15 protein-coding genes are annotated in these 13,272 nt (G+C 33.8%); 10 read left to right on the top strand and 5 right to left on the bottom strand.

Annotation, left to right across the window (positions count from 1 at the left end):
* Positions 1-23: 23 nt before the first annotated feature.
* From ACNQGJ_RS09185 to ACNQGJ_RS09170, 4 genes are all read left to right on the top strand, one after another.
* Entirely contained in the window at positions 24-1,241 is a 1,218-nt protein-coding gene (locus ACNQGJ_RS09185) for an MFS transporter (RefSeq protein WP_417972496.1), read from the top strand.
* A gap of 296 nt (positions 1,242-1,537) precedes the next feature.
* Entirely contained in the window at positions 1,538-1,906 is a 369-nt protein-coding gene (locus ACNQGJ_RS09180) for a BlaI/MecI/CopY family transcriptional regulator (protein WP_417972497.1), read from the top strand.
* 23 nt (positions 1,907-1,929) lie between these two features.
* Positions 1,930-3,786, top strand: coding sequence for a M56 family metallopeptidase (locus ACNQGJ_RS09175; protein WP_417972498.1), 1,857 nt, complete (start codon positions 1,930-1,932; stop codon positions 3,784-3,786).
* Positions 3,787-3,858: 72 nt separating this feature from the next.
* Positions 3,859-3,999: an SsrA-binding protein gene (locus tag ACNQGJ_RS09170; protein ID WP_417972499.1), complete on the top strand. Its 141-nt coding sequence runs from the start codon at positions 3,859-3,861 to the stop codon at positions 3,997-3,999.
* Between the two features lie 96 nt (positions 4,000-4,095).
* On the opposite strand, the gene ACNQGJ_RS09165 is transcribed toward ACNQGJ_RS09170, so the two are convergent.
* Positions 4,096-5,319, bottom strand: coding sequence for a porin (locus tag ACNQGJ_RS09165; RefSeq protein WP_417972500.1), 1,224 nt, complete (start codon positions 5,317-5,319; stop codon positions 4,096-4,098).
* Between the two features lie 94 nt (positions 5,320-5,413).
* On the opposite strand from ACNQGJ_RS09165, the gene prmA reads away from it, so the two are divergent.
* The 3 genes from prmA to ACNQGJ_RS09150 all read left to right on the top strand — a co-directional run bounded on the left by prmA (position 5,414) and on the right by ACNQGJ_RS09150 (position 7,465).
* Positions 5,414-6,247 (top strand): 50S ribosomal protein L11 methyltransferase, encoded by an 834-nt coding sequence (prmA, locus tag ACNQGJ_RS09160; protein WP_417972501.1) that lies wholly within the window; start codon positions 5,414-5,416, stop codon positions 6,245-6,247.
* A 45-nt stretch (positions 6,248-6,292) separates the two neighbouring features.
* Positions 6,293-6,568 (top strand): ATP-dependent Clp protease adaptor ClpS, encoded by a 276-nt coding sequence (locus ACNQGJ_RS09155; protein ID WP_417972502.1) that lies wholly within the window; start codon positions 6,293-6,295, stop codon positions 6,566-6,568.
* 225 nt (positions 6,569-6,793) lie between these two features.
* Positions 6,794-7,465 (top strand): lysoplasmalogenase, encoded by a 672-nt coding sequence (locus tag ACNQGJ_RS09150; protein ID WP_417972503.1) that lies wholly within the window; start codon positions 6,794-6,796, stop codon positions 7,463-7,465.
* Between the two features lie 44 nt (positions 7,466-7,509).
* Here ACNQGJ_RS09150 and ACNQGJ_RS09145 read toward each other — a convergent pair whose 3' ends face one another.
* Together ACNQGJ_RS09145 and ACNQGJ_RS09140 are read right to left on the bottom strand one after the other, a co-directional pair.
* On the bottom strand, positions 7,510-7,926 hold the full coding sequence (locus ACNQGJ_RS09145) for a DUF6691 family protein (RefSeq protein WP_417972504.1): 417 nt from the start codon (positions 7,924-7,926) through the stop codon (positions 7,510-7,512).
* Between the two features lie 45 nt (positions 7,927-7,971).
* The gene (locus ACNQGJ_RS09140; RefSeq protein ID WP_417972505.1) at positions 7,972-8,532 is read right to left on the bottom strand and encodes a YeeE/YedE family protein; all 561 of its coding nucleotides are present in this window, start codon (positions 8,530-8,532) and stop codon (positions 7,972-7,974) included.
* A gap of 193 nt (positions 8,533-8,725) precedes the next feature.
* Between ACNQGJ_RS09140 and ACNQGJ_RS09135 the strand changes: the two genes are divergently transcribed.
* From ACNQGJ_RS09135 to ACNQGJ_RS09125, 3 genes are all read left to right on the top strand, one after another.
* On the top strand, positions 8,726-9,178 hold the full coding sequence (locus ACNQGJ_RS09135; RefSeq protein ID WP_417972506.1) for a 2-dehydro-3-deoxyphosphooctonate aldolase: 453 nt from the start codon (positions 8,726-8,728) through the stop codon (positions 9,176-9,178).
* 200 nt (positions 9,179-9,378) lie between these two features.
* Positions 9,379-10,197 (top strand): 3-deoxy-8-phosphooctulonate synthase, encoded by an 819-nt coding sequence (kdsA, locus tag ACNQGJ_RS09130; RefSeq protein WP_417972507.1) that lies wholly within the window; start codon positions 9,379-9,381, stop codon positions 10,195-10,197.
* Positions 10,198-10,215: 18 nt separating this feature from the next.
* On the top strand, positions 10,216-11,061 hold the full coding sequence (locus tag ACNQGJ_RS09125) for a hypothetical protein (RefSeq protein ID WP_417972508.1): 846 nt from the start codon (positions 10,216-10,218) through the stop codon (positions 11,059-11,061).
* Positions 11,062-11,309: 248 nt separating this feature from the next.
* Here the strand turns inward: ACNQGJ_RS09125 and ACNQGJ_RS09120 are convergent, their stop codons facing one another.
* Both ACNQGJ_RS09120 and ACNQGJ_RS09115 read right to left on the bottom strand, forming a co-directional pair.
* The gene (locus tag ACNQGJ_RS09120) at positions 11,310-12,572 is read right to left on the bottom strand and encodes an alginate export family protein (RefSeq protein ID WP_417972509.1); all 1,263 of its coding nucleotides are present in this window, start codon (positions 12,570-12,572) and stop codon (positions 11,310-11,312) included.
* Between the two features lie 2 nt (positions 12,573-12,574).
* The gene (locus ACNQGJ_RS09115) at positions 12,575-13,255 is read right to left on the bottom strand and encodes an SCO family protein (protein WP_417972510.1); all 681 of its coding nucleotides are present in this window, start codon (positions 13,253-13,255) and stop codon (positions 12,575-12,577) included.
* Between the last annotated feature and the right edge of the window lie 17 nt (positions 13,256-13,272).

Raw genomic sequence — 13,272 nt, 5'->3', positions numbered from 1 at the left:
TTTGCAAAATTATAATTTTAGTTATGCTCAAAACTGCTTTTCAACGTTACATAAATAATTTCAGAGGCTTTACAAGAGAAGTTTGGATTCTTACACTGATTACTTTTATCAATCGTGCCGGGACGATGGTTTTGCCTTTTTTATCCAAATATTTGAAAGAAGATTTAAGTTTTTCCTACGCTCAAGTAGGATGGATTATGGTTTCTTTTGGTTTTGGTTCTATGCTCGGATCTTGGCTTGGCGGTAAATTATCCGACAAAATCGGGTTTTATAAAATTATGGTTTTCAGTTTATTTACCAGTGGAATTTTACTGTTTTTCGTACAATATATACGGACTTTTTGGGGATTGTGTTTTGCAATGTTCTTTATAATGACCGTTGCTGATATGTTTCGTCCCGCCATGTTTGTATCTCTGGGGACGTATGCCAAACCCGAAAATCGCACCAGAGCATTGACTTTAGTTCGATTAGCAGTAAATTTAGGGTTTACTGCAGGACCTGCCTTGGGAGGTTTGATCATCATGAATTTAGGTTACAGCGGATTGTTTTGGGTAGATGGAAGCTCGTGCATTGTATCTATTTTGATTTTCACCTTACTGGTAAAAGAACGTAAAAAACCAGCCGATTTGAACACCGAAAATAAGGAAACGGAAATACCTGCTTCTGTTTTTAAAGACAAAATATTCTGGATATTTCTATTTGTTTGTTTCATTTCGGCAATGCTTTTCTTTCAGCTTTTCACAACTTTACCCCTGTATCACAATGAGAAATTTGGGCTGACGGAATTTCAAAGCGGACTTTTATTATCGTTAAATGGACTATTAATTTTCTTTTTGGAAATGCCAATTGTAAGTATTAGTCAAAGAAAAAGTATCGATAAACTCAAAATTATTCTTTGGGGATCGCTGTTAATGTCTATTAGTTTTTACGTTTTAATGATTAATATGTGGGCTGGAATACTGATCGTCAGCATTCTTTTTATCACTTTTGGAGAAATGTTCATCTTCCCTTTCTCCAATTCATTCGCCTTAAGCCGAGCGCCAATAGGGCACGAAGGACGCTACATGGCTTTGTTTACGATGAGTTTTAGCTTAGCACATATAGCAAGTTCCAAAACCGGACTGGAGATCATTGCTGCCTTTGGCTACCAAACCAATTGGTTTGTCATGGGAAGTTTAGGAATTCTTGCGGTAGCCGGTTGTATTTGGCTGCAAAAACTAGTTCAAGAAGAACAAAACTGATCCTGTACTAATTCTTTGGGCGTGACCCCATTGTTAAAAGGGGCAAACATAAGTAGCTGGTTATAAAGCCCCTTTTAACAATGCGGTCGTGCTATACGCGCTACTTCGGTAGCTAGCTGCTATCACTCTCGCAGCTTCATTTTCAGAACAGCGTATCTGAAATACAACTATTTTACTTTCAAATAAACTTCATAAACGAGGTAAAATACACTAAAACTAAAAAAATAGTTTAATAACTGCTTTTTTAGTTGCGTAACTGTAATTTTAGTTGTAAGTTTGATTCAAATAATAGAATCATGCAAAAATTGACGAATAAAGAAGAAGAAATTATGCACATTTTATGGAAGCTCAAAAAAGCATTCGTAAAAGAAGTCATGGCAGAAATTACAGAAGAGCAACCCCACTATAACACCCTTTCGACTATTGTGCGTAATCTGGAAGAAAAAGGCTTTGTGTCACACAATGCTTTTGGAAACACGCATCAATATTATCCTATCGTTAGTATAGAAGAATACCGAAAACGCTTCATGAATACGGCGATTGATAATTACTTCAATAGTTCCTATAAAAATATGGTATCTCATTTTGCCAAAGAAGAGAAAATTTCTGCCGCCGAATTGCGGGAGATTTTGGCAATGATTGAAAATCCAAAAGAGGAAATATAAACTTTAGATTAACAACAATAATTATGGAAGCATTTTATATTTATCTTATCAAATCCAGTGGCTTAATTGCGCTGTTTTATTTGGCTTATCATTTTATGTTGCGAAAAGAAACCTTTTTTACGAGTAATCGTTGGTTTTTGCTATTGGGTTTACTCACTTCCGTACTTTTACCGTTAGTTGTATATACCAAAATAATACTGGTAGCACCAAGTGCTGAAAACTTCGACTGGTCGAGAATTCCTGTGACTAATAGTTTGGAAAATGACGCTTTTACAATTAATTGGTATTTGATTTCTGGAATTACTTACGCAATTGGATTAGTTGCATTTCTAGTCAAATTTGCTTTTGATTTTTATAGCCTACATACCGTTTTAAAAGGGAAAAACATTCAAAATCAAGCCGATTTTAAATTTATTGACACCACTGAAAACGTGGCTCCATTTTCCTATTTTAATACTATCGTTTACAATTCATCATTGTACAGCAGTTCCGAATTAGAGAATATTTTGGAGCATGAAAAAGTGCACAGCGATCAAAATCACACCATTGACGTATTGATTTCAAGACTATTTTGTGTTCTTTTTTGGTTCAATCCGTTAATTTGGTTATACAAAAAAGCTATTTTACAAAACCTGGAATTCATTGCCGACAGTGAAGCCTCAAAAAAGATATCCGACAAAAAAGCGTATCAATTCACGCTTTTAAAAATAACAACACACGAAAATTGTGTTGCCATTACCAATCATTTTTACCAATCATTAATCAAAAAACGAATCGTTATGTTAAACAAAAATCAATCAAAAAAATTGAATTCCTGGAAGTACGTATTAATACTTCCTGCTTTAGTGGCCTTTGTCCTTTTATTTCAAATAAAAACTATTGCACAAGAGAAAATTGTCGAAATGCAAGAAGTTAAAAATAAAAAAGAGGATTTAAATACTGTAGATATTTACAAAATAAATAAAAATACTACTGATAAAGAATTAGATCAAAAAGTATCAGAGATAAATGTTAATTATGGCATTAAAACCACTTTCTCTAAAATAAAAAGAAATTTAAACAACGAATTAATTGCCATTACAGTAGAACTTAAAAAAGGAAAAGAGATTTCAAAAGTTATGGAATTGCAAGGAAATGAAGCGATAAAAACATTTGGAATAGTAGTTTCTAAAAACATCAAAGGACTTTTAACAATCGATTTTGCAGCAGAAGATAAAATGAGTAATACGATACAAAGTAATGGTATTATTTCTCCTGATGCACCTTTGAGTACCGAAAAAGAAATCTTTATTAATGGTGCAAAAGCAAGTCAAAATGATTTGGATAAATTAGACCCTAATGACATTGAAAGTATAGATGTGATTAAAAATTCTAACAATCAAGAAATTCGTGTTGTTACAAAAAAATATTCTAAAACACTTAACGAAAATGACATCTACGTCAATGACGAAAAAGTAAGCAAACATGATTTATTACTATTAGATCAAAGTACAATTGAGAGTATGGACGTTGATAAAAATAAAAAAACAATTAGAATCCTGACTAAAAAAAGCATTAAATCTTCAAATGAAGATATTCCAACACCACCAAACCCTCCTATATTCCCAAGCGGACCAATAGCAAATCTTCCTGAAATTGATATGTCAAAAATGCCAACTCCACCAGTTCATCCAGCTGATGCAAATAATAAAAAGACGATAATACAGTTTAAAAAAGAGATGAAGGAATTTGAAGCAAAAATGAAAGTATTTGAACCAGATTCCAGTGCTCATGAAAAAGCAATTGAAGATGAAATGGCAAAACGATCCGCTATATTCGAAAAACAAATGGACGAATATGAAGATGCTATGAAGCGATATAGAGAGACAGTGAAAAAATAAAATTCTCATAAAACCCAAAAAGACGGTCTCATTCAAGATCGTCTTTTTTTATATCTTTGAAAAAAAAATAGTATGTATAAAATCCTGGCACAAATCAATAAAGTCATTTTACCTAGTTTCACCAAACAGCGATTGGATATGGCTAAAGCCAAGAAATGGCAAATGGCAATCATCGGTTTTAGATATTACGTAACCACACGTGCATTAAAGTAACACAAAATAGCCACAAAATTGTTCATTGACACTAATTCACTATTAATTCTTAAAAGACATTTGCAGTGGCCTCTTCATTTCACTATTTTTTCTTTTTTAAATTCCTATTTCTACCTGAAAACGTAAATACCAATTGTTTTTGGTACTTCCGTCAAAATAATTTAAAGTATCAAAAGTTAATTCGCTTTGTAATTTAAAAGTATGTTCCCAAATATATTTGGTCAAACCAACCGTATATTGTTTAGAATTTGGAGCCAAAATTCGGATATCAGCTCCTACTTTTTGAATAGAATATCTCCCGATGATCTCATAGTTTGACCGAAAATTATAACTCAACTGATGATCAAATCCATACCCTACATAGGCAAAATTCGATTGTGAAATATCAGCTGGATTTGCGGTAACGGCATTTCTGGCAGTAGTTCTCGACATATAACTTGACATCGCTGCCCATCCATTGTATTTTAACATCGCATCTAACATCACTGATTTCATGGTTCGCGCTTCAAACAAATCATTCCCTAATTGACCTTGAGTTCTTTTGGCGTGATTATTTTGCTGAAAAGCTCCAGAAAGTAGCAATTTTGGCTTTTTTTCTCTTAAAATATCACCTTCAAAATAGGTTCCGTCTCGAGAAAACGCGCCAAAGGGCAACAACTCCACTTTACCCGTTACGGCAACTCCTGCATCCGCATTTCCTGTTATATTCCTGCCTTCTCCTGTGGATATAGCTGTTTTTAAATTATAAGAGAATTTATCTTTAAACTCATTCATATTATGAACTTGAAAACCGAAATCCCTATCGATTGTAAATCTGGCATTATTGATCGATCTGTCCGTCAACTGCAACCCTCCGGAAGAGTTCACGCGCTGGCGATTTCCTGGTAATTTAGTCTGACCAAAACTGATATTCCAATTTTTATTGGGTCTATAAAAAACTACCGCGTCACGAATAATATTAATATTTTCTCCTTCTTTAATTTCACCTAAATCGCCCGGGGCAAATGACAATTGAACTGCATACAAAAATTTTGGTGTTCCCACATATCCGTCTAATCGCAAACGCAATCGTCGGATTTGGCCGTCATAAACGCCTTTTTCATCTTCATTTTCAGAGTAAGTAACTCGGTTTTGCATTCGGAACCGAATATTTAGTTGATATAAACTATCCGGAGATGTTATTCCAATTCCTTTACCAAAACTATAGTAAGGAAGCGCCGATAATTGCAAGTCATTATCTTGTTTATTTTGTTTTATGGTAACTTGAGCATTACCTGAAATACTGAAAAGAAAAACAAAAAATAAGATTATTTTTTTCATGGGAAATGGTGTATTTATGATGCAAATGTAAAATAAAATTTGATTTACAAATGCCGTTTAAATAGTGATCACTACCTTTGCAAAAAAAAGAAGCATGTCAAACATTTATATCGGCTATCATTTTACTATTGATCCTAAAGAATTGGGTTCAGAAATATTAATCGCAGAATTAGGAGAAAGAGCCTTTGAGAGTTTTACGGAAACTGAAACCGGTATTTCGGCTTTTGTTCAAAAAGATTTGTGGGACGAAATGATTCTTGATGATATTCATATTTTACAATCAGAGGAGTTTAAAATTGATTACACCTTTGAAGAAATCGAGCAGGTAAACTGGAATGAGGAATGGGAAAAGAATTTTGAAGCGATAGATGTTGAAGGAAATTGCCATGTACGAGCTCCTTTTCATTCAAAAACGGACGCCGAATTTGATATTATAATTGAACCGAAAATGAGTTTTGGAACAGGTCACCATGAGACTACTCACATGATGATTCAGCATTTATTAGAAATAGATGTTACCGGCATGAAAACGCTAGATATGGGATGCGGAACTGCTATTTTAGCCATACTTGCCGAGATGAAAGGTGCGCAACCAATTGACGCAATAGATATTGACAATTGGTGTTATTTGAATTCCATAGAAAATGCAGAGCGCAATAATTGTAAGCACATTACTGTTTATGAAGGCGAAGCAGCATTACTAAAAGGTAGAAAATACGATTTGATTATAGCTAACATCAACAGGAATATTTTATTAAACGATATGCAGCATTACGTTGATAGTTTAAATCCTCATGGAACACTACTTTTAAGCGGTTTCTATCAGGAAGATATACCATTTATAGATGCTTCTTGTACTGAAAAAGGATTAACTTATGTTAAAAAATTTGAAAGAAACAATTGGGTATCTTTAAAATATGTAAATTAGTGGTACTATTTTTTTATTAATTACGAAAGTACAAAAACCTCCAAAATGAGTACTAAAGAAAAAGTAAGAGAAAGAGTTAGCCTTAAAGAAGCTATAAGTTTAGACAATGAAATCGTGGTGTACAATGATGATGTAAATACTTTTGATCATGTCATTGACACTTTAATTCGCGTATGTGAACATTCTCCCGAACAAGCAGAACAATGTTCCTTAATTGTACATTATAATGGGAAGTGTATTGTGAAAACGGGTCCTTACGAAAAATTAAAACCACAATGCACCCAATTATTAGAAGCAGGATTAAATGCTGAGATAATATAAGAATGATTAAACTTTCCTTTGAGAAATAATTTACGGTGAATAATTCAAAAACATTCTCTTTTATTCTATATTTGAATAAATAAAAATGTTATTATGGAAGAATGTGGCAAAATTTTAGTTTTTGTAATGCCAATTTTCTTACTAATAATTGGCTGTAACCCGATATTTTGTCCACAGCCATTTTGAAAATGAAATACTGATTGTAGCTCAATATTGAAAGAAACTATGAAAAGCAACCTAATATTAAAGAATTTCATCGGGTTTAGTCTTGTCTATCTTTTGATAATTCTTTTTGGAAGTGAAGAAATTGCCTGGTTTTTGAAACCATTTTTAATGCCGTTTCTAATTCTGGCAGTTTATGTACACGAAAGATTTATAACCAAAAAAATTCTTTTAACTGCTTTGACCTTGTCATGGATTGGTGATGTTATTTTGCTGATTCCTGACCAAGGAGAAATATATTTTACTGCAGGGTTAATTGCCTTTCTATTTTCGCATATTTCATATATTATACTGTTCAGCAAACAATTAAAAATTTATTTAAAGAAAAGTAAAATCATTTTCTGGGTAGGCTTTACTGCAATTACCTTTTATTTAATCGTAATGGTATTAATTTTATTACCAAGTTTGGGTAACTTAAAAATCCCTGTTTTTGTTTACGCCCTCACCATTTCCATTATGTTATTATTTGCGCTGAAAGGTTTTTTAAATTGGCAAAAACCTGCCAGAATCTATATTTTAATTGGTGCTCTAATTTTTGCTGCTTCGGATAGTATTTTGGCATTTGATAAATTTTATGCGCCGCTACAAAACAGCTCATTCCTGATTATGGCAACCTATCTAACTGCACAATACTTAATTGTTACCGGCATTTTGAAATTAAACAAAAAAAACTAGCATTTTCATACAAGAATGCTAGTTTAATGACAGCGGTCTTCTGATTAATGAGGTAATTTATTTTTTAATAATCCATAGAGATACGTTCCTAAAAGAGCACCGAACAGTACGATCAAAACGGTCCAAAAACCCGCGCCCAATAAAATAAAGATAGGACCCGGACAGGAACCGACCAGTGCCCAACCCAATCCGAAAAATAATCCGCCAATCAAATACCGAGCAGAGCCTTTTTCTTTGTTTGGGAAATGTATGGCTTCTCCTTTTATATCTTTTATATTGTTCCTTTTTATGATTTGAATACCAATAATTCCCGTCAAAATAGCCACCGAAATAATTCCGTACATGTGAAAGGACTGAAATTGGAACATTTCGTAAATGCGATACCAGGAAACGGCTTCTGATTTAGTCAGGACAATTCCAAAAACAAATCCAACCAGTAAATATTTTATTATATTTTTCATGTTTTTTATTATAAAATTAAGATCATTATTATTGCCTTGCAACTCCTATTTTAATAGTAATGGAAATAAAAGATGCACCATTATCAACCCGCCGATAAAAAAACCAATCACAGCTTTCAAAGAAGGAATTTGTAAATTACTCAAGCCTGAAATAGCATGTCCAGAAGTGCAACCGCCTGCATAACGAGAACCAAAACCTATCAAAACCCCACCTATAAGCAGTATAAAAATACTTTTTGGAGATTCTAAAATAGCGGTTCCAAAAAGAGCCTCTGGAATTAATTTTCCGTTTGGCGCATCGATGCCAAGTTGCGCTAATTCTGAAATTGTTTTAGGATTAATAGCCACATTTGAAGCATCGCTCATATAATGAACTGCAACAAAACCACCTAACATAGCGCCTAGAACGACTACTAAATTCCAGCGTTGTGCTTTCCAATCAAAATCAAAAAAGGCTACTCGGTTTCCTAAACCTGCCATGGAACAAAGGGAACGCAAATTAGACGACATTCCGAAAGACTTCCCAAAATAAATTAACGAAAGCATAATCATACCAATCAAAAACCCAGAAATGTACCAGGACCATGTTTGAAAAATAATATCCATATTGTTTTTGTACAAAGATAAGAAGCATTTAGCTTGTTCAATGTGAGAAATGTTACATTCGATAAAAATAGGCCCTATATTTATAGTAGGAACTGGCACTAAGGTCTAAAGTTCTGTTTATATTTGTGTCAAAGTACTTTTTTTCAATTAAAAGGTGCAGTTTAAGTTTTGACATTATAAATTTACCTTAAATATGAAAAAAATAATCCTTTTTATTGCTTTGCTAATGAGTATGGCTTCTTGTTCGAGTACACAATCTACTTTGAAAAATACGGATGATAACGCACCAAATCTTACGCTTTCCCAAGACAATGTATTTGTGATTACTGTATATAGTAAAGACAAAAAATATGGATATGACAAAGATTATCCTGTCAATATATTCTTTAATAATACGACAAACGAAACCATCAACCAGCAGCGTTTTTTTAATGCTCTTGCTGGGCCTAATGGTGAAGCAATAACATATACCAAATTAGAAAACTGTTGTCCGTTTCCCACTAAAAGAAGTGAATTAGGTGCCGGTTTTTTGGATGTTTATGAATTAAAGTGGAAAGGACAAAAAAAACCGATTCAACTTTACGTGAACATCTATGAAAAAGGAATATTGATGGTTCCTGTGGGACTTTCACTAAAAAAACAATAGTTTTTGAATCCCCGAATATCCGGGTAAACTAAATTCCTAGCCCTGATGGCAGAGGAAATCCTCCCGTCTTTTTTCGGGAGATTGAAACGTACAGCAGGAAAAAGCTCCAAATAAAAATTTTATCCAAGAAATTATTCGCAAATCATAAATAGTAAATCGTAAATCATAACTACCTTTGCACCTTTAAAAAAAATCATATTATGAACCTACAACATATTCCACAAATTAAATTCACGGACAGTGGCAATTTCTTTCTGCTGGCTGGACCTTGTGCCATTGAAGGGGAAGAAATGGCAATGCGAATTGCTGAAAAATTAGTTGGCATTACTGATAAATTACAAATCCCTTTCGTTTTTAAGGGTTCTTTCAAGAAAGCAAACCGTTCCAGAATTGATAGTTTTTCAGGAATTGGCGACGAAAAAGCATTGAAAATCCTTCGAAAGGTTTCCGAAACATTTAAAATTCCCACCGTTACCGATATTCATACCAATGAAGATGCGGATATGGCAGCTCAATATGTTGATGTATTACAAATTCCGGCTTTTTTAGTACGTCAAACCGATTTAGTCATGGCTGCTGCCAATACTGGAAAAGTCGTTAACTTGAAAAAAGGGCAATTTATGAGTCCCGAAAGTATGAAACATGCGGTTCAAAAAGTATTGGATTGTAATAATGAAAACGTGATGATCACAGATAGAGGCACCATGTTTGGATACCAAGATATGATTGTTGATTTTAGAGGAATTCCTGCGATGCAACAGTATGCCACTACTGTTCTTGATGTTACACACTCCCTGCAACAACCCAACCAAACGGCTGGTGTAACCGGAGGAAGGCCTGATATGATTGAAACCATTGCCAAAGCAGGAATTGCTGTAGGCGTGGACGGGATTTTTATAGAAACTCATTTTGATCCTGCTAACGCAAAAAGTGACGGTGCTAATATGTTGCATTTGGATTATTTTGAGTCCTTAATGACCAAGTTAGTAGCCATCAGAAAAACAATAAATACATTTTAACTTTAGGCCCCAAATTCATTGAAGCATTTTTATTTATATTCCGCTTTCCTAATTGTACTATGTACTAATACTATACTTGCACAGGAAAAAACAACAATTCAAGATCGATATACCGCTCATAACAAAGGGAAATTTTTTGTTTCATGGGGAGGAAATAGAGACAATTACTCTAAATCTGATATTACTTTTCAGGGTAAAGAGTACAACTTTACTTTAGAGAATGTACCGGCACATGACAAACCAAAGGGATGGCACGTAGACTATATCAATCCATCCCGAATGACCATTCCACAAACTAATTTTAGATTGGGCTATTTTATAAATGACCATTATAGTGTTGCAATAGGCGTTGACCACATGAAATATGTGATGACGCAAAATAAGGCCGTAAATATCGACGGTTATTATCCTAATCCCGGATCATACAATGAGGTATTGCCCAACAATCAGGTGCTATTGACCGAAGAGTTTCTAATGTATGAACACACCGATGGTTTGAATTATGTAAATACTGAATTTTCACGACATGATGATATTTCCTCTATTTTTAAAATTGAAAACACCGACAAAATACAAATTAATTTAACGGAAGGAGTAGGTTTTGGTCTTTTGTATCCAAAAACTAATACAACTTTATTAGGAAAGGAACGCCATGATGATTTTCATGTTTCAGGTTATGGAACTTCATTAAAAGCAGGTTTGAATATTACTTTTTTCAAGCACTTTTATATTCAGGGAGAACTTAAAGGAGGTTACATCAACATGCAAGATATTAGAACAACACAGAGCATTGAAGATAGTGCTTCACAGGATTTTTTCTTTCTGCAGAGAATAATCGCCGTGGGCGGAATATTCAAAATATAAATTCTGCATAAATAAAATAAAAGGAGGCTGTCATTAAAATGTCAGCCTCCTTTTGTTTAATCTGTTTTTACGTAATTTATTGTTTTGCCATACAAAACATCCCGTACAAGATCAGTAATCTAGAAATAATAGAATTATATTCTACTCTTAATTTAACTTCTTAAAATAAACGTTGAACAGTTGACGGATTTAAGTTTTAAATTCAACGTAATAATTGTAGTTCAATGAAGTTATTTGCAATACAAAATTTATTTTAAAGTAAATAAATTGAGACTAAAAGAGACCATTACCCAAACCCAATTGTTAGTATTGGCAGCATCTGCAACATTTTTCAACCTTTCTAACGTTTTTGAAGCAAACATTTGGGAATACCCAGCCGAAGCAATAATATTTTTTTGAAGGGTATAAGATGCATTAACATCAACTTCCGTTCCTAAATAACGTTCCATTTTTTTATTAGAGGCGTCTAAAACCGTATTTGGTGCGGAGAATACATGGGGGATTACATTAAATTGCCATTTGTTTTGGGTATACTTCAATTTCAAATAACCATCTTGCAATCCAACGCTATTCACGTGATTCCCTACATAAAAATAATCCATAAAACCATTAAACCCGTGATTAGTTCCAAAAATAGGATTGAATGATTTTATAGTAGAGCTGCCATCGTTTTGGTTTTTGCCCGAGAGATATTCATATCCTAATTCCGCGTTAAATGTATGGGTAACTGCATATCCAAGATTTACACCAGCATACCAAGCGCCTACGCTTTTACCATCGCTTTTTCCAGTTTGTCCGTACAAACCTAAATTTGTATCCCATTTTTTATTTTTAAAAGTAAGATACGTTCCAAAAGTTTGTTTAAAATCGACTTCTAAAGTACCAATTGATTTCTCAAACTGATATCCGGTATTTAAAAACAATAAACTCAAATTTAATTTGCTTAAATGCGTATGGTACCATGCATATTGCAAGGATTTGTAGTTAGTCGTGTAGGCAGTTTGCGGCTCCAATAAATTTTCTGCCGTAGCATTCAGTGCCAATCCTAAATCCAGTTGATGGTTGTTAGAATGAAAAGAAAACACAGCAGCATCATGGCTTTGTCCTTGTTGTGCCCAATCAATTTCCCCAAAAATACGCTGATTGTCATACGAAATTACTTGGCGGCCAAAGCGCGCACTCCATTTAGTATCAAAATCATATTGTGCCCAAGCCTCAAATAAGGCAATTCCGTTTTTATCAACCTGTGTTGTTGTTGCTACATCCCCCCAAGTACGAATGTTCTGAAAAGTCAATTTGGCTTTTAATTTTTCTTGCTTGTAATTAAAATTTAATCGGGAACGTTGCGATACAAATGAGGTTGCCTTTTCGCCGTTTGGCATTGGGCTTTTAAAACCGTTTCGGTATTCATAACGAGGTCTGAGTTGCAGATTTACATCCAACTCTTGGGCATACGTCCCCATGCTTACCATTCCTAAAAATGACAAACCAATTATTTTAAATAGTTTCATGTTTAATTTATTTTTTGCGCTTCCTCAGTAATTTTTTGAATGGTTTGGTCTGAATTGATACTTAAACCCTCCTGTTGATAGGCTAATTCCCCATCAGCATTAAATACACTTATAATATTGGAATGGGAGAATTCCATTGGCGCTATTTTTTTATAATTCACAGCCAAAACCGCTGCAAATTCTCTTGTATTTTCTTCTGATGAACGTAAGAAAACCCATTGTGAACCGTTCATTTTATTTTCAATAGCAAATTCTTTCAAACGTTTGGGCGTATCTACAGCAGGATCGATACTCACTAAAACCAATGTCACATTATCCTTAATGTTATTCGGTAATCTTTGTTCAATATTACGCATGTCAGCCACTAATCTTGGGCAAGCAGCCTTACAAGAAGTGTAAATCATTACCATAACCAGCACTTTTCCTTTCAAATCTTTCATCTCTAGATTTTCACCTTCTTCATTGGTCCATTTTGAAGGCAGATTGTAAATCGATAAATCCGAAATAGGTTTGTCTACAGTTTCCGCTTTTGATTTATTAACACAGGATTGAAGTGATAAAAGAATGACAAGGAATCCTAAAAAAAGCGTTTTACAGCTGTTTATTTTAGTTTTTATCTTTGAAAGATATGCCTGTTTAGATAAGCTGGAATTGTGATTATATGATTTCATTTCTGTTGTCATTTGAGTTGATTTTGAGC

Origin of the sequence: Flavobacterium cryophilum, from assembly GCF_048286555.1 — a bacterium.
Lineage (GTDB): Bacteria > Bacteroidota > Bacteroidia > Flavobacteriales > Flavobacteriaceae > Flavobacterium.
The sequence above is the reverse complement of the archived record's forward strand: the minus strand, read 5'-3'. Positions and strand labels throughout refer to the sequence as shown.